18 protein-coding genes are annotated in these 21,378 nt (G+C 60.6%); 9 read left to right on the top strand and 9 right to left on the bottom strand.

Annotated elements, in window-relative coordinates; genetic code table 11:
- The first annotated feature begins 30 nt into the window (after nucleotides 1-30).
- Nucleotides 31-1,956 (top strand): asparagine synthase (glutamine-hydrolyzing), encoded by a 1,926-nt coding sequence (gene asnB / locus NKH93_RS07100; protein WP_352683199.1) that lies wholly within the window; start codon nucleotides 31-33, stop codon nucleotides 1,954-1,956.
- Here asnB and NKH93_RS07095 read toward each other — a convergent pair.
- Nucleotides 1,930-3,048, bottom strand: a complete 1,119-nt coding sequence (locus tag NKH93_RS07095; RefSeq protein WP_352969752.1) for a glycosyltransferase family 4 protein — start codon at nucleotides 3,046-3,048, stop codon at nucleotides 1,930-1,932. The two genes, asnB and NKH93_RS07095, sit on opposite strands and share 27 nt — an antisense overlap.
- A 169-nt stretch (nucleotides 3,049-3,217) precedes the next feature.
- Here NKH93_RS07095 and NKH93_RS07090 point away from each other — a divergent pair, with 169 nt between their 5' ends.
- Nucleotides 3,218-4,657, top strand: coding sequence for a lipopolysaccharide biosynthesis protein (locus tag NKH93_RS07090; protein ID WP_352541696.1), 1,440 nt, complete (start codon nucleotides 3,218-3,220; stop codon nucleotides 4,655-4,657).
- Between the two features lie 267 nt (nucleotides 4,658-4,924).
- Nucleotides 4,925-5,773, top strand: coding sequence for an isocitrate lyase/PEP mutase family protein (locus NKH93_RS07085; RefSeq protein WP_352541697.1), 849 nt, complete (start codon nucleotides 4,925-4,927; stop codon nucleotides 5,771-5,773).
- A gap of 31 nt (nucleotides 5,774-5,804) precedes the next feature.
- Here NKH93_RS07085 and NKH93_RS07080 read toward each other — a convergent pair whose 3' ends face one another.
- The 3 genes from NKH93_RS07080 to wecB are packed head-to-tail and all read right to left on the bottom strand — an operon-like array spanning nucleotide 5,805 to nucleotide 9,083.
- Nucleotides 5,805-6,608, bottom strand: coding sequence for a WecB/TagA/CpsF family glycosyltransferase (locus NKH93_RS07080; RefSeq protein ID WP_031211886.1), 804 nt, complete (start codon nucleotides 6,606-6,608; stop codon nucleotides 5,805-5,807).
- The gene (gene wecC, locus NKH93_RS07075) at nucleotides 6,605-7,936 is read right to left on the bottom strand and encodes a UDP-N-acetyl-D-mannosamine dehydrogenase (RefSeq protein ID WP_352921080.1); all 1,332 of its coding nucleotides are present in this window, start codon (nucleotides 7,934-7,936) and stop codon (nucleotides 6,605-6,607) included. The genes NKH93_RS07080 and wecC overlap by 4 nt, the downstream gene beginning before the upstream one ends.
- Nucleotides 7,929-9,083 (bottom strand): non-hydrolyzing UDP-N-acetylglucosamine 2-epimerase, encoded by a 1,155-nt coding sequence (gene wecB, locus NKH93_RS07070; RefSeq protein ID WP_352472506.1) that lies wholly within the window; start codon nucleotides 9,081-9,083, stop codon nucleotides 7,929-7,931. The genes wecC and wecB overlap by 8 nt, the downstream gene beginning before the upstream one ends.
- A gap of 201 nt (nucleotides 9,084-9,284) precedes the next feature.
- Between wecB and NKH93_RS07065 the strand changes: the two genes are divergently transcribed.
- Nucleotides 9,285-10,727 (top strand): glucosamine inositolphosphorylceramide transferase family protein, encoded by a 1,443-nt coding sequence (locus NKH93_RS07065; RefSeq protein ID WP_352821397.1) that lies wholly within the window; start codon nucleotides 9,285-9,287, stop codon nucleotides 10,725-10,727.
- Between the two features lie 18 nt (nucleotides 10,728-10,745).
- Here NKH93_RS07065 and NKH93_RS07060 read toward each other — a convergent pair whose 3' ends face one another.
- The gene (locus NKH93_RS07060; RefSeq protein WP_352472504.1) at nucleotides 10,746-12,059 is read right to left on the bottom strand and encodes a VpsF family polysaccharide biosynthesis protein; all 1,314 of its coding nucleotides are present in this window, start codon (nucleotides 12,057-12,059) and stop codon (nucleotides 10,746-10,748) included.
- Nucleotides 12,060-12,226: 167 nt separating this feature from the next.
- On the opposite strand from NKH93_RS07060, the gene NKH93_RS07055 reads away from it, so the two are divergent.
- The gene (locus NKH93_RS07055) at nucleotides 12,227-13,777 is read left to right on the top strand and encodes a GumC family protein (RefSeq protein ID WP_352472503.1); all 1,551 of its coding nucleotides are present in this window, start codon (nucleotides 12,227-12,229) and stop codon (nucleotides 13,775-13,777) included.
- Between the two features lie 8 nt (nucleotides 13,778-13,785).
- The gene (locus NKH93_RS07050; protein WP_352921077.1) at nucleotides 13,786-14,892 is read left to right on the top strand and encodes a glycosyltransferase; all 1,107 of its coding nucleotides are present in this window, start codon (nucleotides 13,786-13,788) and stop codon (nucleotides 14,890-14,892) included.
- A gap of 94 nt (nucleotides 14,893-14,986) precedes the next feature.
- Here NKH93_RS07050 and NKH93_RS07045 read toward each other — a convergent pair whose 3' ends face one another.
- Complete coding sequence (locus NKH93_RS07045; RefSeq protein WP_352851241.1) at nucleotides 14,987-15,847, bottom strand: alpha/beta hydrolase; 861 nt, start codon at nucleotides 15,845-15,847, stop codon at nucleotides 14,987-14,989.
- Nucleotides 15,848-16,085: 238 nt separating this feature from the next.
- On the opposite strand from NKH93_RS07045, the gene minC reads away from it, so the two are divergent.
- Genes minC through minE form a run of 3 tightly spaced genes read left to right on the top strand, consistent with a single transcriptional unit; the run spans nucleotide 16,086 to nucleotide 17,909 of the window.
- Nucleotides 16,086-16,805: a septum site-determining protein MinC gene (gene minC, locus NKH93_RS07040; RefSeq protein WP_352817232.1), complete on the top strand. Its 720-nt coding sequence runs from the start codon at nucleotides 16,086-16,088 to the stop codon at nucleotides 16,803-16,805.
- 19 nt (nucleotides 16,806-16,824) lie between these two features.
- The gene (minD, locus tag NKH93_RS07035) at nucleotides 16,825-17,640 is read left to right on the top strand and encodes a septum site-determining protein MinD (RefSeq protein WP_023677152.1); all 816 of its coding nucleotides are present in this window, start codon (nucleotides 16,825-16,827) and stop codon (nucleotides 17,638-17,640) included.
- Nucleotides 17,637-17,909 carry a cell division topological specificity factor MinE gene (gene minE, locus NKH93_RS07030; protein WP_352683186.1) on the top strand — a complete coding sequence of 91 codons (273 nt, stop codon included), beginning with the start codon at nucleotides 17,637-17,639 and terminating at the stop codon, nucleotides 17,907-17,909. Before minD ends, minE begins: the two co-directional genes overlap by 4 nt.
- Nucleotides 17,910-18,193: 284 nt before the next feature.
- Here the strand turns inward: minE and NKH93_RS07025 are convergent, their stop codons facing one another.
- The 3 genes from NKH93_RS07025 to NKH93_RS07015 all read right to left on the bottom strand — a co-directional run bounded on the left by NKH93_RS07025 (nucleotide 18,194) and on the right by NKH93_RS07015 (nucleotide 21,371).
- Nucleotides 18,194-19,513 carry an ABC transporter substrate-binding protein gene (locus NKH93_RS07025; protein WP_352921074.1) on the bottom strand — a complete coding sequence of 440 codons (1,320 nt, stop codon included), beginning with the start codon at nucleotides 19,511-19,513 and terminating at the stop codon, nucleotides 18,194-18,196.
- 95 nt (nucleotides 19,514-19,608) lie between these two features.
- Nucleotides 19,609-20,457 (bottom strand): carbohydrate ABC transporter permease, encoded by an 849-nt coding sequence (locus NKH93_RS07020; protein ID WP_352921072.1) that lies wholly within the window; start codon nucleotides 20,455-20,457, stop codon nucleotides 19,609-19,611.
- The gene (locus NKH93_RS07015; protein WP_502896440.1) at nucleotides 20,454-21,371 is read right to left on the bottom strand and encodes a carbohydrate ABC transporter permease; all 918 of its coding nucleotides are present in this window, start codon (nucleotides 21,369-21,371) and stop codon (nucleotides 20,454-20,456) included. Before NKH93_RS07015 ends, NKH93_RS07020 begins: the two co-directional genes overlap by 4 nt.
- Nucleotides 21,372-21,378 lie beyond the last annotated feature (7 nt).

Here is a 21,378-nt window from a genome sequence, read left to right as displayed (position 1 = left end):
GTGGGGAATGCGCGCGCCTAGGGGGGAACAATGTGTGGAATTGCCGGATGGATCGGGCGAAGGGCTAAAAATCCACAAGAGCGGGCCGCCAAAATGTCAAACGCATTGCGGCATCGCGGTCCCGATGCCGAAGGCACCGAGATATTGGACCTGAATACCGGCGAGCAACAATTGGCATTGGTTCATCGCCGTCTGGCGATCATTGACCTAGCGCCCGAGTCGAATCAGCCGATGCAGATTGAGGACGGTCGTCTCAAAATAATTTTCAACGGCGAGATATATAACTACATCGAGCTGCGCCAGGAACTGATCGGCCTTGGCCATCATTTTCGAACGCGCTCCGATACCGAGGTGCTGCTCCGAGCCTACGATCAGTGGCGCTTGTCAATGTTCGACCGGCTGAGCGGCATGTTCGCCTTTGCACTCTGGGATGCTCAGAGGCAGGAATTGATCCTCGCCCGGGATCCCTTCGGGGAAAAGCCGCTTTACCTCATGCAAAGCGAAAAATTGCTGCTATTTGCCTCGGAGATCAACGCATTGTTGTCATCGCAGCAAGATGCTCAGGAACTCGATCTGGATGCCGTGCACGAGTATCTGAACTGGCGTTATGTGCCGGGACCGCGCACGCTCTTCAAACAGATCCGCAAACTCAATCCCGGAAGCTATGCTGTCTGGTCGCAAGGGGTAGTCAAGGAAACGCGCTACTATACGCCTCCGGACCAGGCGGCCGTTACCGAGCGGATCGACGGAAAAACCGCCAAGCGGCGATTTCTGGAATTGCTCGACCATTCCGTCGAGATCAGGATGCGCAGCGATGCACCTTTTGGGGCCTTTCTCTCCGGAGGGCTCGACTCCTCGGCTATCGTCGCGCTGATGGCCAGGCACAGCGCCACGCCCATTCGCACGTTTTCCGTCGGGTTCGACAACGCAGCCTATAGCGAATTTGCATTCGCCCGACGCGTTGCCGATCATTTCAAGACCGATCATTGCGAACTTGTAATCCAGCCAGGCGATCTGATGGATCATCTGCCGACGATGGTTCGCCAACGCGGGGCACCTGTTTCGCAAAGCAGCGATATTCCAATTTACCTGATGTCGGAGCGAGCCTCGCAAGACGTCAAGATGGTGCTCACCGGAGAAGGAGCCGACGAGATTCTCGGCGGCTATCCCAAGCATCGCGCGGAATCACTGGCCGGGATCTACCAGTCGCTTGTTCCAGCCTCGCTGCACGATAACGTCCTTTCCCCTTTGGCACGCGCCATGCCGGGCGCGTCGGCCAAGGTCGATACATTTGCCCGCACCGCGGGCGAAAGGGACTTTGCCGCCCGGATGGTCTCCTGGTTTGGAGCCGTTTCGGCGCAGCAGAGCGCCTGCCTGATCGGCGCGTCCGCAAATCGCCGTTATGAGCGCAACGACTTTCCGTTCTCGTCAAGCGCTGCGGCTTCCCATCTTCGCCGCGTGCTGTTTTTCGATCAGACATCGTGGCTGCCTGACAATCTCCTGGAACGAGGCGACCACATGATGATGGCCGGTTCAATCGAAGGAAGAATGCCGTTCCTCGATCGAGACCTGGTTTCATTCGTTAGCAAATTGCCCGATCGCTACAGGCTGGGTTGGTTGCACAGCAAGCAGATCCTGCGCGACAGCATGGCCAATATCCTCCCGGAGGAAATTCTCAGCCGCCGCAAGGTCGGGTTCAAGGTACCGGTCGCCGAATGGTTTCGCGGATCGATGAGGAACTACGTGCATGACCATCTTTGCTCGCCTCACTCCGTCATTCGCAGCTATCTGAGTCCGAAACAGCTAGATCAAATCGTCTCGGAACACACAACGCGTGCTGCAGACCACGAAAAGCTGATATGGGCGCTGTTGAATTTGGAGATATTCCACCGCGAATTCAGGCTCGACGCGCCGCCGCGATCGTCGGCCTCAGCGCTTGACCGGTTGACGGCTTGACGCGGCCGACCGCCAGACATCGCAGATTGCGCCAACAAACGGGGCGAGCTCAAGCCGTTCCCGATGCACGGCCATGGCACCGGCACCAAGCCTTGCCCGCAGTGCCGGGTTCTCCACGAGGCGGCTCAGCGCCTCGGTCAACGCTGTAACATCGCCTGGCGGCACCAGCAGCCCGGATTGCCCGTCGGTGATTATGTCTTCGACGGCGCCAACCGGGGTCGCCACCACCGCCAAACCGGCTGCCATGCCTTCGATCACCGACATCGGCAGATTTTCGGCGAAGGATGGAAGAACCAGAATATCGGCCGAAGAAATCAGCGATGCGACATCGTCCGGTCCCACCCAACCCGGAAAGGCGATCCGGTCTGCAATCCCCAGCGCGGCCGATTTTCCCCGTGCCGCCTCGACTTCGCCATCGCCGGCAATCGTGGCACGCCAATTCTTGACAGGGCTCATGCGGTGCAGTGCCTCGAGCAATTGCGGTACGCCCTTGCGGTCGCCGATGCGGCCCAGGAACAGGATATGCACATGGTCGCCGCCGCCGACATGCGCCAGCGACGGGACTTCGGTCGCATTGGGCACGATCACGATATTGCCGGCTGCGCCCGGCGCCCGGCTGGCGACGAAATCGCGCCAAAGCCTGCCCAAAACGATCACCCGATCGGCATGCTCGAACAGAGCTTTGATACGGCGGCTAATGAAACCGCGGTCGGCTTTCCAGAATGTCTGATACTGCGCCCCGTGCAAATGCAGGACATAGGGTATCGACAGCAGCCGTGCGCAGGCGGCGATCACCATCTTGCGGTAGGTGCTGCCGGAAACTGAGATGTTGATATGAATGACATCGGCGCGTCCAGCCAGACGCGCTTTAAGCATCCGTAAGCAAAAACCGAGCATATAGAAGATCGAAAGTCCGACATGCCCCGGGCCACGACTGGCAAGGAAGCACACATCGATGTCGGCGATTTCTTGCCGTTCGAACTCCTGCTTCAGCGCGCCCATGATGCGGTCGATGCCGCCCTGCCCCGAAACGCCCGAGGGCGTCGCGACCAGGACATGTATTTTTCGATCGGATATGAGGCGCTGCAACATGATGGTACTCTAAATAACACAGACCGGGTAACTGCAAAGCAAACGTTCCCGATAAGTTTTACGGCAAATCTTTTAGTTCAAACTGAATCTGTTCACCCTTCGGCGTCATCGGGCTGGATTTTCCGCCAGTCGGCGGCTAGTCGAAGGTGAGTTTTCCAGGGACACGCCCTTGCTGCTCCGTTCCACGCTCATTTATGCTCCGGCGATCCTGCTGACGCGAATTTCGGCGCTGCTCCTGCTGGTCGTCGTGACGCGTTTGATCGACCAGACCGAGTATGGCCTGCTCACCCTGGTGGTGACCGTCGGCGAAATGACCGACATTGCCGTCACCAACTGGCTGCGCATCGCCTTGCTCAGGCTTGGCGGCAAGGGCGAAGTCAGCCGCGGCAGCCTGATGCTGGCCGGGCAGGTGTTGCTTGCCACCACGGCACTGGCGCTGGTCATATCGGTAGGCGCGTCGGCGGTGATCGTGCCTGAACGCTGGATCGAGTTCGCGATCGCAGTCTGCGGCTATCTGGTCGCCGGGTCCATCAGCCGCTTCGCGTTGACGGTGCTGCAGATGCAGCAGCGCCATTCGGTCTATTCGATGCTAGAAGCCCTGCGTGCCCTGCTGCAACTCGCGTTACCGATCGGCGCTATCCTTGTCTTTCAGGATAGCTTTCTGACGGTGTCGCTCGGCTCGAGCCTCGGCGCCTTGATTGCCGGCATCGTGGCGGGCATCATGGCATCGCGACGGCTCGTTGCCGGTCCGCCGCGTTTCACCCACAGGGACTTCTTTGCGCTCGGTGTGCCGCTGATCATCATGGCGCTGGTTGGCTTCGGGCTCAACAGCGCGGAGCGTCTGTTCCTCAAGTTCTATTACGATGCCAGCGCCGTGGCGATCTTCGCCGCAGCCTATGCGCTGGCCCGCCAGCCGATCGATATGGTCGCCAACGCCATCAACATGGGCGCCTTTCCCGAGGTGGTTAGCCGGTTCGACGAGGATGGGCCCGCGGCATCGGGTCGGTTGCTGTCGCAGTTAATGGCCTTGATGATGCGGCTTTGCCTGCCGATTGCAGCGATGCTGGTCGCGCTCAGCAGCGATATCACCGAGCTCATGCTGCCCTCGCAATATCACGGCCGCTTCGGCCTGCTGTTTCCGATCATTGCCTTCAGCGTGCTGTGCGCCAACCTCACCAGCTTCGTCTATGGCGTCGTGGTGCACGCGCACAAGCGGCCGTGGCTGCTGATCATCGCCAATCTCTTCGGCTCGGTGGCAACAATCGCATTGTCCCTGCTGTTGATCCCCCCGATGGCGGAGATCGGCGCCGCTTTGGCGCTGGCGGGCGGCTCGGTGGTGGGCTCCATAACCTGCATCATCATCAGCGAGCGGCTCACACCGGTGCCGGTGCCGTGGCGCGACATCGGTGTTTCGGTAATCATCTCGCTCAGCACGGGGGTGGCCGCCAAGCTTGCCAGCATGGTGGCCGGCGACCTGCCGGCGATCTTCTCGCTTGTCGCCGGCGGCACCACCGGCGCCGCGGTTTTCTTCGGGCTGACCTCGTTGTTCCACCCCGTGGCAGCGACGCAATTCGTCGCCCAGCTGCGAGCGCGGCTACGGATCGCGTAATTTCCAAGCGATCTGTAAGCAGGTATTTCTGAGGCTTACAACACATGGTGTACCTTGCCGGGGACGGGCTCGTTGCATATCCGACATTCGGTCTCCGGGTGTTCGGGTCATGAGAGCGAGGCGCCATAATGGTCCGCACGTCGCGCTCGGCGGAAAAATGCCAACGAATCCGCGGGATCGCAGTCGGGCGAGAAACGGATGATTGAAAAGCTGCAATCATCGGCATTTAGTCGAACCCGGCTTCTTGTCCAAGTCTGAGGGGGCAATGTGATTTCCCGATCCAAGAAGGTTAAACAATTTCGCGCTCTTCATAAATCCGGCTGCTTCGTGATCCCAAACCCTTGGGACGTAGCCGGCGCGCGGATGATGGCTGGTCTGGGTTTTAGGGCGCTGGCGACCACCTCTTCGGGCTACGCCTTTTCGAAGGGGAAGAAGGACGGAGCAAAGGAAGTCGGCCGCGCCGAAAGCTTGGCATATGCCGCCGAGATCGCAGCCTCGACGACCGTGCCGGTCACTGCCGATTTGGAAGATTGTTATGAAGACACACCAGAAGGCGTGGCTGAAACCGTCCGGCTTGCCGCCGAAGCGGGATTGGCTGGACTTTCGATCGAAGATCGACAACCAAATCCCGGCCAGCCAATACGCGATTTTGATACCGCGATGGCACGTGTAGCGGCGGCGGTTGCGGCTGCTCGAAAATACGACATCGTACTCACCGCCCGCGCCGATGGGATGGGTAAAGGCGTATATGGTCTCGACGAGGCAATTCGCCGCCTGAAGGCCTTCGAAGCTCTTGGCGCTGAGGTGCTGTATGCGCCGGGCGTCCCGGACCTGGCGTCTCTCGAGCAGATTTGCAGCTCTGTCAGTGCACCAGTGAATCATGTCCTTGGCCAAGGTGTTTCCGGTCTCACATTCGAGCAGATTGCCGAGGCCGGTGTACGGCGGATAAGCGTGGGCGGCTCACTTGCGCGCGCCGCTGGCGGAGCACTAATGAAAATATGCCAGGAGATCGCAACCGGGAAATATACGGCGTTGGAAAGCGCTCTGGCCTGGAACAGTCTTCGCGATCCTAAGCCTGTGGTCGAAAGGGGGCGACGCCTGCGTTCCGGACATTAGGCGCCGCGCCGCTGGAGCCCCGTAGGCGAAACTATAAACCGGCGTTTCGGCGCCAGCGACGCTCCCAGAACTCCCGGCACAGCAGTCCCGCATAGGCAGTGTTGGTATCGTAGTAGCGGCGCCACAAGCGTCGCGGCTCCTGGACGACGCGGAACAGCCACTCCAGGCCGGCCGCTTGTATCAGCTTCGGCGCGCGGGCAACCTTGCCCCCATAGACGTCGAAACTGCCGCCCACGCCCATCACGAAACTTGAGGCGAGTTCATCGCGGTAGCGTTTGAGAAAGCGTTCCTTGCGCGGTGTCGGCATGGCCACCAGCAGGCAGTCGGCGCCCGAGGCGTTGATCGCCGCGACGATCCCGGCCTCGTCCTCCGGCTTGAAATAGCCGTTGCGCATTCCCGCTATGACGAGGCTCGGATGGTCCTTGGCAAGTCTCACTACAACCGCGTCGAGAACGTGCTGTTCGGCCCCCAGCAGATACGGCCTGAATCCACGCTTCGCGCAGAGGCTCAGCAGATTGATCATGATGTCGACGCCCGCCACCCGCTCGGGCAGCGCGACGCCGCACAGACGTGCACCCCAAAGCACGCCGATGCCATCGACATTGACCACGTCCGCCCCGGCCACGTCCTCGCGCAGCTCGGCATTCTGGCGCATGGTCACCAGTTTGGCGACGTTCACGACCACATGATGCAGCGGCCGCCCCAGGGTCATCGCCTCGTCGGCGATGGCCAGTGTCTCGGCCATGGTCAGCGCATGGATCGGTGCGCCAAGGAACTCCCGGCGCCGTGATGCCAACAGGGAATGCTGCGCCCATGCCGGGGCGTGCGCGTTCATGCGGCCTGCTCCCTTGCAGGTGTCACTTGTGCGACCTCTGGTTTCTTGCCTTCGATGCGGGCGTCGGGCTTGCGTGCCTTGCGCCATGTCCACAGACCCCTCGTATCGACGAGCTTCTTATCCTTGAGCGCTTCGGGGTCGACCAGATTGAACTGCCGATGGTCGACCAGGAGGACGACGATATCGGACTTGTCGATGGCCGAAAGTGCGTCGGTGAACACGATGCCCCTGCCCTCGAGCTCATGCGGCAGCGCATTTGTGTTGGGTTCAGCCGCAATGATCTTCACATTGGGGATATCGGACAGAAGTTTCACCACCTCGACGGCCGGGCTCTCGCGCAAATCGTCGATGTTGGCTTTAAAGCTGAGGCCAAGACAGGCGATCGTCTGTTTGCGGGAGGGGTCAAGCAAGGCCTCGATATCCCTGACCACCGACATGGGCCGTTCGGAATTGATCCGGCGTGCCGAAGCCATCAGCCGCGTGCTGTTGGGTGCGGCGTCGATGATAAAATATGGATCGACCGCAATGCAGTGACCGCCAACGCCCGGGCTCGGCTGGAGGATGTTCACGCGAGGGTGTCGATTGGCGAGATCGATCACTTCCCATACATTGAGCGACAGATCCTGACACACGGCGGCAAGCTCGTTGGCAAAGGCGATGTTGACGTCGCGGAACGCGTTCTCCGTCAGTTTCACCAGCTCAGCACTTTCGGCCGTTGTCATGAACAGGTCGCCGGTGACGAAGGTCGAATAGAGTGCCGCGGTCCGCTCCGACGATTTGCGGGACAATCCGCCGATCGAGCGATCGTTGTTGATCAGCTCGGTCAGCACCTTTCCCGGCAGCACACGCTCGGGGGAATAGGCGACCAGCACATCGGCGTCTTCGCCATGCTGGACAGGAAATTTGAGATCAGGCCGCAACTCGGCAAGCAGCCCGGTCATGATACGCGTGGTTCCAACCGGCGATGTCGATTCCAATACCACAAGGTCTCCGCGCTTCAGCACGGGGGCGATGCTTCGTGCCGCCGCGAGCACGTAGGTCACGTCCGGCTTATGATCGTGGGTCATCGGGGTCGGCACGGCGATGATATAGGCGTCCGCCGGCTGCGGCGTGCTGTAGGCCATGAGCTTGCCGTTCGCCACGACCTTCTGGATCAGACCGTCAAGGTCCGGCTCGACGATGTGGATTTCGCCACGATTGACCTTCTCGACCACCGCTCCGTTGACATCGACGCCAATGACGTTGAGCCCGCGGCTGGCAAAAATGGCGCAGGTCGGCAGGCCGATATATCCCATGCCGACTACGGAAACGGTTTTGATTTCAGCCATGATGCAGCAGTTCCTCAACAATCCGGTTACTGGCCCGGCCATCGCCATATGGGTTGTGTCGTTCCGCCATGCCGCGATAGGCAGCCTGATCGTCGAGCAGGCGATTGGCGTTGAACAGGATTTTCTCGACATCGGTGCCGACAAGGCGGGCGGTGCCGGCCACGATCCCCTCGGGTCGCTCGGTATTTTCGCGCATCACCAGCACCGGCTTGCCGAGCGAAGGCGCTTCTTCCTGCACGCCGCCGCTATCGGTAAGCACCAGATAGCTCTGCTTCTGCAGGTACAGGAACGGCAGATAGTCCTGCGGCTCGACCAGATGGATGTTCGGCACGCCTTCCAGCTCTGCGTTGACCACCGAGCGCACATTGGGGTTTGGATGGACAGGGTAGACGATCTGCACGTCTCCGCGCGCCGCCAATCCCTTCAACGCCGTACAGATGCGCTGGATGCCGCCGTCAAAATTCTCGCGGCGATGTCCGGTAACGAGGATCATCTTCTTGGAAGGGTCGAGGAAGGGGAAGCTGGCAGCGAGCTTCGCCTTCATCAGCCTGTCGGCATCGATCGCGCTTGAAAAATGCAACAGCGTGTCGATCACCGTGTTGCCGGTCACGAAGATGGTGCTTTCGGCCTTTCCTTCGGCGATGAGATTGTCGCGCGCTTGAACGGTCGGCGCAAAATGCCAGGTGGCGATGTCGCCGGCAATCTTGCGGTTCAGTTCTTCAGGAAACGGCGAGTTGATGTTGTGGCTGCGCAATCCTGCTTCGACATGAGCGACGGGGATACGCTTGTAGAAGGCAGCAAGAGCCGCGGCCATTGCCGTGGTGGTGTCGCCCTGTACCATGACGATATCGGGCTTCGCCTTGTCCAACACCTCGGCCATGCCCAGGAGCACGCGCGAGGTCACATCGAACAGCGACTGGCCGGGTTGCATGATGTTGAGATCGTGGTGCACAGGCAAGCCGGTCAGCTCGACAACCTGGTCGACCATTTCACGATGCTGGGCGGTTATGCATATTTCGGTGATGAAGCCTGGATGAGCGAGGGCGGCACGCGCCACTGGAAAGCATTTGAGTGCCTCCGGCCTAGTGCCGAACACGATCAGCAGTTTCTGCCTGGATGGCAGTTTTGGACGTGAAAGGACGTTCATCGCTGATCCTGGTCGCCTGCAGCCTTCGGGACATGCCGACTATTGCCCGCAAGAGTCATAATAGCGCCGGAAAGCGCCTTCGTGATCTCAATTCTTAATATATGATTAACAACCAAGGCCGCGTTCTCCCGGTTTAACTCTTGTGAAAGGTTGGGCTGACAAGTAGTCTATGGCAGTAGTCTTGAAAAAGAATATATTGGATTGACTAATATTTTAATCATCGGCCACGCCGACCCATCCCGGCGCTGGGAAAATGAGCTTCTGGCGCGGTTGAGTGCGGCTGGACATGCGGTTTCGAGTTGCCGCGCGCCGACGCCTGAACCCAATGCGCGCACGATGGATAATGTGCTGGCGCTCGAGGGCCGGCGCTTCGGCCCCTCACTGGCAAGCCGTTCCCGGCCGTTGCCGTCCGGCGACACCGGCCCAGTCGATCTTATAGTCGATCTCACGGCTACCGCCGCACGACGCGGCACGCCTGTCCTGACGCTCGAATTTTGCGGCCAAAGCAGCTTTGCCGCAGGCATGACCGAGATGCTGGCGAGCGGGCGGCTGCCCGAACTCACCGCGCGCCTCGACGGCGTTGCCGTCGCCAGGGCGCGGCCGATGATCAGCGACCGGTTGTGGCTGTCCCGAACCAGCAACGACCTGCTCGCCGGCGCCATCTCCCTGATTGCCCAATGTGTCGCCCGCTTTTCCGCGGGCAAACTTGCGCCGATTGCCGAGAGCCCGGCGCCGCCCCTGCAGAAAGGCGGATTTATCGGGCACTATCTGCCCTTTTTCGGCAGGGGGTTAGTCGACCGCGCCGTGCAAAAACTGCGACGTGGTCGGCGTCCCTTCTATTGGCAGGTTGCTTATCGGCTGATCGACGGTCCAGGCGTCGCCGAAACCGGACTGCTGGATGGTAAGCCCTTCACCGTGCTTGCCGATGACGGGCAGCGCTTCTACGCCGATCCGTTCGTTCTCGAGCGCGACGGCCGTCATTTTCTGTTTGTCGAGGAGTTTCCCTACTCCACCGGCCGCGGGGTGATTTCCGTCGCTGAACTTGGCACCGACGGCACTTTCGGCGTACCGAAAGTGGTGCTGGAGGAAGCGCATCATCTGTCATATCCGCAGGTGTTCGCTCACTCCGGCGAGATTTTCATGATCCCTGAAAGCGCTACGGCGCGAGAACTGGTGCTCTACCGTGCCGTGCAGTTTCCGGATCGCTGGGTACGCGATACGGTGCTGATGACGGACAGGGATTTCAACGACGCCACGCTGCTCGAATCCGACGGCCGTTTCTGGCTGTTGGGGACGGGGCGGTTCGGTTACGGCAGCGCGTCCGACACGATGGCCGTCTATTCCGCCCCGGCGCTGCGTGGGCCGTGGGCTGCGCACGCGCTCAATCCCGTCGCCGTCGATCACTCGGCCACTCGGCCGGGCGGCGCTTTCATCCGCCAGGGCGACGCTTTGCTACTGCCCGTGCAAAACGGGTCTAGAGCCTATGGCGGCGGCCTGGGATTGATGCGGTTGGATCGCCTTGACGACTTCGATGTCCTGTTTGCACCGCCCCACCCGATCGGCCCAGGACCGGCATGGGCGCGGGCGGGCATCCACACGCTCAATCGCGCAGGCAATGTCGAGGTTGTGGATAGCGCCGGCTGATGCGTCTGGAGCCTGCGCTTATCCAAGCCGATCCAGTTTCGGCTCGGATGCGACAGCGGTCGAAGACGTGCTCTTCGGCTGGTTTCTATACGGCACGTTTCTATAGGCAAGCAGCAACACCACGATAGTCGTAATATCCGGCGCTTTTGACGAGAGCGCGTTGTTCGACAGCGCAGCAAGCAGGAAGGTCATGGTGCCGATCCATGCCGGCAGCGGCGCCGCGCGCAGCAGCCGAAAAATGAACCAGAATACCAGCACTATGAAGAGCACAGCTATCGGCAAGCCGAAGAGCATGGTGATGACCACCGGAGCGCTCTCGATATAGGGCAGATGCAGCTTCTCTTTGACGATCGCCAGGAGGTCGTCGACGTTCATGCCAAACAGGATGTCTTTCCAGCTAACAAGTCCGAATATCTGGTAGATCGTCACCCGCGCCATGAAATTCTCGTCAAAGATCGTGTTGCCGAATCGATTCAGCAGCCCGCCCGAAAATAGTATGGCCACCAGCACTGCGCCGCTCACCAGGGCGAACAGCAGCACGACGGACTTGGCCTGCCGCTGGTGCTTGAGAGTCAGGCGCGGCCAAGGCACGAACAGCAGCAGAATGAGGGTTTCTCCCGCAGCGAGCATCAGGGCGGCGCGGGCGCCTGACGCAGCACAACCGACGAGCAACACGAGAATCGATGCCACCCGCACCCATATGCGCCAGCGCGTCAGCGGCACGAATCCGATGGCTGTGGCGCAGAGCGCGCCTAGCGCCAGCGGGTGCGCCGATAGGCCAATTGGCCTGAACTGCAGTTCGTTGAGACCGTAAGGCATAAATCGATGTTGAGTCACCGCTTCGATCGTGCCGAGCACAGCGCTGAGGATCACCATTCCAAGCACGACGTCGCCCAACGCCCGCCGCACTTCCGCGTTCAAGGCCAGCATCAACAGGCCTGCGGCGCCGGCCACCAGATAAGAATCGATGATGAACCCGGAGGAGCCCGCACGGCCGGTGACGAACAGATAGGGCACCAGCGCGAACATCAGCACCGAAAAGCGAATCAACGCTTTGAATATCCCAATTTCGTCGCCCTGCAGCAGAAACGGTCGGCTGAAAAGAACGACGGCAAGGACCAGGAAGATCGCATAGGTGCCGAAATGCAGCTTCTCGTAGAACGAGCCCCCCTGGGCCGTATAGTCGACGACCATGTTCATCACCTGCGGCGACACCGTAAAGCGAAGCAGGAGCGCGAAGGCGGCGCATAGGAAAAACAGCAGCGACAGCGCGTTCTCACGGCGCGCTCGACTGGGCAACAATCGTTCCGATGCGGCAGCGGGATAGCTCATGGCCCATCCAGGTGAAGGTATTCAAACAGCATTCCGGGCAACGAGACCCCTTCAACGTCCGCCGGACGGACAGCGAGAGCGGTAAAATGGGCCAACTTGGAAAATAAGATGTTAACGATGTTTCTGTAGAGCAGGCCAAGCGTAATGATTTAACAAGGGTTGTCACCATGTCTGCCGGTTCCGGCACACCCCCTATCTCCGCGACGGCTTCCAATAACAGTGCATTCGAGCGTATCGCCAATGCACGGCGCAGGGCATTGCTGCAACAGCATGGCCCAGTCGCGGGGCTAAGCTCCGCGCCGGTGACGCCGCAACCTCCAGAGCCTGTCGCAACGGTGACCCTGGACAAGATCGGCGATTTCCTTGAGCTCGATTTTCGGCGTCTGTTCGTCTGGCTGCGGGCCGGCCTCGCCCTGGCCTTCATGCTGGCGGTAGTCGGCGGCATTGTCGGCGGCGCCTATGCATTGCTGAGCAAGCAGCGTTACACCGTCACGACCGAGGTCCTCATCAACCCATCCAATTTGCAGGTTGTGGAAAACGACCTCTACTCGCAACCGGGCCAGGTCGATAGCCAGTTGCTCAGCACGCGCAGCAAGCAGCGCATCCTGACCTCGGGCAACGTGCTTTCCCGTGTGGTGGACGAACTGAATCTGACTCACGATCCGGAGTTTTTCGATCCGGACCGGAGCACATCCTCGTCCGGCGCTGTGGCGAAGCCCGACCCGAGGCTCATCGCCTTGAAGAACCTGGCGGACCGGGTAGACGCCATCGCGGATCCGACCTCGTTTGTCACAACCCTCTCGGTATCTGCGGAAACCACCGCCAAGGCGATCCTGATCTCGCAGGCCATAGTCAAAAACTTCCAGGAAGAACTGGCTAAGGCCGAAGCTGCCGGCGCCAGCCGTGCCGCGGCTGCCCTTGACAGCCGGCTTGGCCAACTCAAGAGCGACGTGCAGGCAGCCGAAGAGAAGGTCGAGAGCTACAGGCGCAGCCACAACCTGTCGTCCAGCAATGGCCAGCTCGTCAGTTCGCAGACGCTGACGCAGCTCAATGGCGAAATCGTCGATGCGCAATCGCGTGTCATCGCCGCGCAGGCAAGCTACGACGCCCTGGTTGCCTCCGGTATCAACGGGGCCAATCCCGACCCCACGGTTTCGGAAGCGCTCGCTGCGCTGCGCGACAGGTCAAACAGCCTGCGGCAGCAGATCGACTCACAGTCGATGACCTTCGGTCCGCGCCACCCGACGATTGTCAGGCTCAGGACGGAACTCGAGACCGTCAACTCGCAACTCCGGGCCGAGTTCTCCCGCACCGTCGGCACGGCAAAGGCCAGCCTGGACAAGGCCCGGGCCTCGTTGGCTTCTCTCAACGCCAGGATGAACGATCTGAAGGGCAATGTATTCACCGACAGCGAATCCGAAGTCGCCCTGCGTGAACTTGAACGCGATGCCGCGTCGAAGAGAGCGGTCTATGAGAGCTTCCTGTCACGTGCGCGCCAAATCAGCGAGCGCGAGCAGATCGACACCACAAACGTACAGGTGATTTCGACCGCAGTGCCCCCGCCCGCACGCTCATGGCCCCCGCGCACTGCCCTGGTGGCAGGCGCCGGAGCGTTCGCAGGCTTTGCCCTGGGGATGCTGCTGGCCATCGGCATGGGCATCATCCGCGACATGCGCCGGCCGCCGAACCGATCAGGCGTTGCCGCCAGCCGAGCCTGAAGCAAGGCATGGTGAAGCGCATCGTTTTCCACATCGCCAGCCTGAGGGGCGGCGGCGCCGAACGTGTTTTCGTCCTGATGGCAAATGAACTGGCATCGCGTGGCCACGAGGTCACGCTTTTTACCTGGAACGCGGAAGGCCCTAACGCCGCGCTGCGTTCCGCTGCCGTGCATCTGGTCGACTTCGGCCTTCCCTTGCGCGGCGAGGGTTACGCCAAGTCGGCGACGCTGAAAGGCATCGTGCGAAGCGCAAATTTGTTCCGCCGCCTTGATCCTGATGCGGTCTATAGCGCCCCGGAATTCGCCAATCTGGTGATGGCGCTGTCACTCATGTTGGCCAGAAGCCGGGCAAAATTCTTTCCAAGCTTCCATGCCGCGGCCTCGCTGCCTGCCAGCGGCCTCGGCGCCAGGCTGGCGATCTGGCTTTCCGCGCTGGTTGCAGCGCGCGCAACCAAGGCCATCGCCGTTTCGGCGGGTGTCGGCCGTGACATCATCGCCCGAGGCTTCCCCGAATCGAAGGTTGTCGTCATCAATAACCCGCTGCCGCCAGCTGTAGCACCGCAGAGGAATTCCTATGCCTGGCAGGCAGCGTTGGCGGCGATGGGCGATGGCCCGGTCATCGCCACCGCGGGACGCCTGGTGCCGGTCAAGGACCACCGGACTTTGCTGCGGGCCTTCGCTGCCCTGCGCGCCGGCCGCCCTGCCCGGCTTGTCATCTTCGGCGAAGGTCCGCTGGCTGCCGAATTGCACGCCTGTGCCGAGCAGATCGGCATTGGCCAGGACGTACTCTTTGCCGGCTACGTCAACGATCCCGCGGCTTGCTATGCCGCAGCCGATCTGTTCGTCCTTACATCCACGAGCGAAGGCTTTGGCAACGTCTTGGTCGAGGCCATGGCCGCCGGTGTCCCCGTAATCTCCACCGATGCTCCGCACGGCCCGCGCGAAATACTCGGTGACGGCCGCTTCGGCACCTTGGTGCCGGTCGGTGACGCCGCGGCCCTGGCGAAGGCGATGGCCGAGACGCTGGACCACCCCACCCCTGCTGCCGTGCTGAAAAACAGGGCGGTGGATTTCACAGTCGACAAGATTGGCAATCAATACGAAGCGTTGCTCTAGTCGTTACGCACTGGCAGCAAATCGGCGTTGGATGCGGTCGACGTAGTCGGGCTTTGATTGCGATAATCTCTTCACGGGCTGGGGCGCAACGAATTCATCGTGAGACGTTTCCTCGTTCCTTGAGTTGTTGGGCAAGGAAATCCTTGACCGAATCGAGAACCGCGTCCCGTTCATGAGATATGCCTGGCAGCAAATCGAAGCGCACGCGCGCCCCCGCCTCCTCGAACGATCGACACAATGCCACGAGGCGTTCCGGCCGTGTTCGCCCGGCATCGTTGGCGCCTGGCATCCAATGGGTGCTGCCTTGGACATGAGTGATTTCCCAAGTCTCCAGGTCAGCGCCGCCGACGATCATCTGGAAAGGCACTTTTGCCAGCGCTGCGGCATCGAAGGTGATGCCGAACTTCTCCGGCAGATCGCGAATGCCCACCCACCAGTCATGCGTCGGATCGAGCAAGGTCACCGAACCTGGCGCGCCGATTGAGGCCGCCCAGAGCCTGTCGGGATGCAGGATAGCAAAACGATGCGTGAAATGTCCGCCGCCGGAAAATCCGAACATGGCAAAGCGGCTCCAATCCTGACTGTATTTGGCGCTGACCTCCTCAACCATGGCGAGCAGCACCTGATCGTAGCGTATGTTGCCCTCGAGCAAATATTTGTACCCGCTGCGGGCATCATCCCCGAGAACGCCGATTGGAAACAGCGGACACAAAACGGCGCAGCCGTTCCAGCGTCCGAACTCGGAAAACGCGTCGCGGAATCCAAGAAAAGAGGTGCGGCCGGTGCCATGGACAGCGACCATCAGATCGACTTTGGCCCCTTCCCCAACCGCGGGAGGCACATACAGGCAATAGTGAAAGCGCGGGTCTGATTTGGAAGCAAAGATGGCGGTCGCGCCAAGGTCATAGGCAGCGCGACCGCGATCCGCGACAGGTCCCCTGGCAACGCTTGTCAAATCGATAACTCCTTAATAGGCCCGGCGTTCCGGCAACAATATACCGGTCGGCCGACCTCGTGAACTGGAGGCGCCTCCAGGCAGCCGCGAGGAGGACCTCGTCGTGCACCGGAAGCAGGGCGCCGGCGGGACGATCAGGGACAAAAAGAATGCCTCCGCCAACGCCTCGGAAAGCCGCCATTAACTTTTCGTTAACCATGCCGGGCTAGCCTTAACCAATCAGTAAGGACTCGCCTCTGTGACCTGCGTCGCTCCCATTCAAAACAAGTCCATACGCTTTCGAGCGCGCTCGTTTGTAGCCTTCACCCTCACCCCTGAGGCCCCGCTAGGGGAATGGCTGCAAAGCCTCGATCACTGGACCGAAAACTCTCCCGGCTTCTTTGCCGGCCGCCCGGTCGTGCTCGATCTGAATATACTCAAGCCCGAGGTGGGCGAGATGCGGGATCTGGTCTTACAACTCGCGGAGCGCGGGATTCGCATCTACGCGATCGAGGCCGATGGCAATGTAGCTCTCGATGCCGATCTGCCGCCGCTCCTCGTTGGCGCCAAGGAGGCCACCGCCGACGCGCTTTACGTGCAGCCGGACCCGAAGGCCGCAGCTGAGGCCAAGACGGAAGAGCCGCAGGCGCCGAACTCATTGATGATCAAGGCACCGATCCGCTCCGGCCAGTCGATCTTTCATCCCGATGGCGATGTGGTCATTGTCGGCTCCGTCAGTTCCGGTTCCGAGATCATCGCCGGAGGATCGATCCACGTCTACGGCACGCTGCGTGGACGTGCGTTCGCCGGCGCCACGGGAAATTCCGCGGCTCGCATCTTTTGCCGGAAAAACGAAGCCGAACTTCTGGCGGTGGACGGCTGGTACCGCACTGCCGAGGAGATGGACGCCTCCTCGCGAGGAAGGCCGGTACAGGCCTTTCTCGAGGACGGCGCACTTTGCGTCGCACCGCTCAACTAACAACATTGGAGGCACAAATATGGGCAAGGTAGTGGTTGTCACATCCGGCAAAGGGGGTGTCGGCAAGACGACCTCGACGGCCGCTCTCGGCGCCGCGGTCGCGAAAACCGGCAAGCGGGTGGCTCTCGTCGATTTCGACGTCGGCCTGCGCAACCTCGATCTGATCATGGGCGCCGAGCGGCGCGTTGTTTTCGATATCGTCAACGTCATTCAGGGAACCGCCAAGCTTTCGCAGGCGCTGATCCGTGACAAGCGGCTCGAAACGCTGTTCCTGCTGCCGGCCTCGCAAACGCGCGACAAGGATGCTCTCACCGAGGAAGGCGTCGCCGACGTCATCGACAAGCTGCGCTCCGTTTTCGACTACGTCTTCTGCGACAGTCCGGCCGGCATAGAGCGGGGCGCGCAACTTGCCATGCGCTTTGCCGACGAGGCGGTAATCGTCACCAACCCGGAAGTGAGCTCGGTCCGAGATTCCGATCGCATCATCGGCCTGCTCGACTCTAGAACGATGAAAGCCGAGCAAGGTGAATCGATTGTCAAACACGTCCTCGTCACGCGCTACGATGCTGCGCGCGCTGCCCGCGGCGAGATGCTGAGCATCGATGACGTGCTCGAGATCCTGTCGACGCCCTTGCTGGGAATAATTCCCGAGAGCCAGGACGTGCTGCGCGCATCCAATGTGGGCGCGCCGGTTACGCTCAGCGAAAACACTAACCCCGCCGCACGCGCCTATATCGACGCGGCAAGAAGACTCGAGGGCGAGGACCTGCCGGTCATTCTGCCTTTCGAGCGGAGGGGCCTCCTCGACCGGCTGTTGGGAAGGAGGGCAGCATGAACCTGCTCGATATCTTCAAGCGCCGCGGCAGCGCGCCGGTGGCGCGCGAGCGCTTGCAACTGCTGTTGGCTTACGAGCGTCGAAGCCGCAACCAGCCCGATCTCGTCTCGGTGTTGCGCGAGGAGATCATGGCGGTGATCGCCCGGCATGTTCAGGTCGACCAGGATTTCCTGCAGGTGAGCATGGATCACGGCGAAACGACGTCGAGATTGGAGATCGACATCCAGATCCCCAACAAGGTCGCAATGCCCATAGCCGCGGCGTTCTAGAGCGGAATGCATTTGGATCGAATCGGGCATTCCGCTCTATCTGTTTGTTTCAGCCGCATTTGTGCGACGCCAAGTGGTTCCACTTGGCTGCAAAATGCTTAGCGGAATCCTCCAGTCAGGGCTTGCGTCGGCTGCTGCCGAGGTTGCGGCGCCGTGGTTGGCGTGTTTGACCCGGTCGCCACCGGCAAGTCGCGCAATTCGAGGACAATAATCACTGCCTCACTAAAAACCCGCGGCCGTTTCCAGCCGCGGGGTGCCTTGGGAGGGCCTTTCGAAACCGGTGGTCAGATGTTGGCGAGCAATTCGTTGACGCGGCTTTCCATGTCGGCAAGGGCGGTGTCGATGTCCTTCTGGCCACTGATTGCTGCACTCATCTCTTCGCCGATAATGTCCTGGATCGCAAACTGACGCTGTACGGCGGACGGCAGCGGCTTGCCGAGATCAGCGACCGCAGAGATCGTGTTGCGATGCGGCAGGGCCTTGAAGGCGTCCGAGGTGATGACGGCCTTATAGGCCGGCAGGTGACCGGTGCGCGACCATTCGAAGTCGTTGTCGGCGAAGAACTTCAGGAATTTACCGATGGCCGCGATCTGTTCGGGCGTGCGGTCTTTCTGCGAAACGGCCCAGGTGTGGCCGTCGGCATACTGCGCGTGGGCGCCGCCAAACAGCTGCGGATACGGATAGACCGCATAGCCGCCCTTGTTGAGCGCCGTACCCTTGGTCTCGGACTGCGCGTTGTAATCGCCGACCACCCAGGTGCCGTTAAGGTGGACGCCACCCTCGCCGGCAAGGAAGGCGTTGATCGACCCGCCATAATCGAGATCCTTGGTGGTGTAGCCCTTCTCGAAGATCGCCTTGTACATCTCGATGACCTTCTTGGCTTCCGGCGTATTCAACTTCACATGCTTCGGATCGGCGAAGAAATCGGAATCCTGCTGGAAAAGATAGGTATAGAGGTTGCGTGTGTAGAGTGCAGTCTCATTGGTCAGGTTCTGGACGAAATAAGGCTTGCCCGTCTTCTGCTTGAACTGTTCGGCCTGGGCGAGCAGTTCCTCGGCCGACTTTGGAAAAATCGGCGTGCCGTCGGCATTGACCAGGCCGGCTTGTTTGAAAAGATCCATGTTGACGTGATAGAGCATCGTCCAGCTGTCGATCGGCAGGCCATAGACCTTGCCGTCTTTGGTGGCGCCATTGCGTGCCGCGTCGGTGAAGGCGTCGGGTGTCACGCCGACCGACTTCAAGAGATCGTCGAGCGGCATCAACAGGCCCTTCGACTGATAATCCGACAGTACGGATTCATGGATCGTGACGATGTCCGGAGCGTCGCCTGAAGCGAACTGCGCGGTCAGCTGATCATAGCCGGGCCATTCCACGGTGGTGACGTTGACATGGACATCGGGATTGTCGGCGTTGAACTTGTTGATTAGCGAGGTGATGATGCCGCATTCGCCAACGGCCTTGGTGGCATCGGTGTTGGTGCCGAAATCGGCATCGCAGGCGCCGAAAAAGCGCTGCACGCTCAGCTCCGTGGCCGCGAAGCTTGGACTTGCGAGCATCATTGCGCCCGCAGAGACTGCGGCAAACAGTATTTTCTTCAGTTTCATATCAGTTCCTCCTACTGAGTTTCCGCCGCTCCACCCTGGATTGGCTTTCGTGCTTCAATTGCTGCGCATTCCCCCCGGCCGTCAGGCAATCTTCGTTATCTCACCGCAGCGCCGGAGACTGCCGTGACGATGTATTTCTGGAAGAACAGGTAGACGATCAGGATCGGTGCACCGGCGAACACCGCCTGCGCCATCAGGAAGCCGATGCCTTCGGACTGGGCGAAGTTGGTCTGGGTCGAGGCCATGCCGACCGTCAGCGTGAACATGTCCTTCCTCGTCGCCGAAATCAGCGGCCAGAAGTAGTCATTCCAGGCGCCGAGAAAGGTGAAGATGCCGAGCGTCGCCTGCGCAGGCAGCGTGAGCGGCAGAAGCACCTTCCAGAAAATTCTGAGCCGGCTGGCGTTATCGAGCATGGCGGCTTCGTCCAGCTCCTTCGGGATGGCCTTGAAATACTGGGTCATCAGGAAGACACCGAACGGAGCCGAAAGGCCCGGCAGAATGAGCCCTTGATAGGTGTTGTGGAACTTCAGCATGCTGAAGATCTGGTGACGGGCGACAAGCACGGCCTGTTCCGGGACCGCCAGACCGAACAGAACGATCACGAACAGCGCGTCTCGGCCGGGGAAATTCAGCCGTGCAAAACCGTAGCCCGCGAGCGACGACAGGATCAACGTGCCGAGCGTCAATCCGCCCGAGACGATGATGCTGTTGCGCACCCAGATGAACACGGACGAGGTGCCGACGGTGTTGATGTAGTTCTTCAGCGTATAGGGTGCGTGAAACACCGAGTTCGGATCGGCCATCAGCTCCGTATTGTCCTTGAGTGATAGACCGACGACCCACAGAACCGGCGCGATCATGACGATCGAAAGCAGGATGACCAGGGCCAATAACAAATGGTCGCCAAATGCCCGGCCCTTGATGGAAGCTGCTGGGGCGCTCATGCCTGGTCTCCCCTGCTGCGTGTCACCAGGTACTGGGCCATGGCCGCGACCAGGATGAGGATGAACAGGATTTCCGATGCGGCGGCGCCCAGGCCGAGATCCCAGCGACGGAATGCGGTATCGTAGATATAGAGCACGATCGGCTTGGTCAGATTGTTCGGACCGCCGCGCGTCATTAGCCAGGCCTGGCCGAACAGCTGGAATTGCAGCACGATCTGGATGATGATCACCAGGATGAAGGTCCGCTTGATCGACGGCAGCGTGATCGACCGCAGCGTTTGCCAGCGATTGGCATTGTCCAGCGCTGCCGCCTCGTAAATGTCCTGCGGGATCTGCTGGAGTGCTGAGAGAAAGAGCATCATCGGCAGGCCGATGCACCACCAGATGGTGGCAATGGCGATGCCGACCATCGCCAAGCTGGGATCGGAAATGAAGGCCGGAGCCGTTGCGCCGAACCATCCGTAAATCGTCGACAACAGCCCGACATTCGGAATGAAGACGATGCGCCAGATCAGCGTGACGATGGTGACCGATAGCACCGACGAGGAAAAGAACAGCGTCCGCAAAACCGCGGCAACGCGCGTGCGGCGGTTGAGGCAAAGCGCCAGGAAAAGGCCGATCAGCGCCAGCGTCGGCACCGTCAGAAGCACGAAATAGAAGGTGTTCCAGATCGATTGCAGGAAGACCTTGTCGTGATACAGCCTGGCGTAATTGCCGAGACCGACAAAATTTCCGGACGAGAACGTGTCGGCCTTGTGGAAACTCAGCCACATCCCCCAGAGCAGCGGGAAGAGCAGCAGCGTGGTGAAGAAGAACAAGAATGGCGCAACGAAAATGACGTTTCGCCATTGCGGCGCATAGATGTCGGCGGTAGGGGCTCTGACGCCGACAGCAAGTGTCGCGGTCGGGGACATCGCCAGC

This window comes from Mesorhizobium sp. M0954, from assembly GCF_040319155.1.
Lineage (GTDB): Bacteria > Pseudomonadota > Alphaproteobacteria > Rhizobiales > Rhizobiaceae > Mesorhizobium.
This window is presented reverse-complemented; position numbering and strand designations above follow the sequence as displayed.

Bases quoted from the DNA above. Each gene is read 5' to 3' on its own strand.
- NKH93_RS07055 (WP_352472503.1), top strand. From the start codon at position 12,227: ATGTCTGCCGGTTCCGGCACACCCCCTATCTCCGCGACGGCTTCCAAT.
- NKH93_RS07025 (WP_352921074.1), bottom strand. From the start codon at position 19,513: ATGAAACTGAAGAAAATACTGTTTGCCGCAGTCTCTGCGGGCGCAATG.
- NKH93_RS07015 (WP_502896440.1), bottom strand. From the start codon at position 21,371: ATGTCCCCGACCGCGACACTTGCTGTCGGCGTCAGAGCCCCTACCGCC.
- NKH93_RS07050 (WP_352921077.1), top strand. From the start codon at position 13,786: ATGGTGAAGCGCATCGTTTTCCACATCGCCAGCCTGAGGGGCGGCGGC.
- minE (WP_352683186.1), top strand. From the start codon at position 17,637: ATGAACCTGCTCGATATCTTCAAGCGCCGCGGCAGCGCGCCGGTGGCG.
- NKH93_RS07095 (WP_352969752.1), bottom strand. From the start codon at position 3,048: ATGTTGCAGCGCCTCATATCCGATCGAAAAATACATGTCCTGGTCGCG.
- asnB (WP_352683199.1), top strand. From the start codon at position 31: ATGTGTGGAATTGCCGGATGGATCGGGCGAAGGGCTAAAAATCCACAA.
- NKH93_RS07080 (WP_031211886.1), bottom strand. From the start codon at position 6,608: ATGAACGCGCACGCCCCGGCATGGGCGCAGCATTCCCTGTTGGCATCA.
- wecB (WP_352472506.1), bottom strand. From the start codon at position 9,083: ATGAACGTCCTTTCACGTCCAAAACTGCCATCCAGGCAGAAACTGCTG.
- NKH93_RS07020 (WP_352921072.1), bottom strand. From the start codon at position 20,457: ATGAGCGCCCCAGCAGCTTCCATCAAGGGCCGGGCATTTGGCGACCAT.
- wecC (WP_352921080.1), bottom strand. From the start codon at position 7,936: ATGGCTGAAATCAAAACCGTTTCCGTAGTCGGCATGGGATATATCGGC.
- NKH93_RS07060 (WP_352472504.1), bottom strand. From the start codon at position 12,059: ATGAGCTATCCCGCTGCCGCATCGGAACGATTGTTGCCCAGTCGAGCG.
- minD (WP_023677152.1), top strand. From the start codon at position 16,825: ATGGGCAAGGTAGTGGTTGTCACATCCGGCAAAGGGGGTGTCGGCAAG.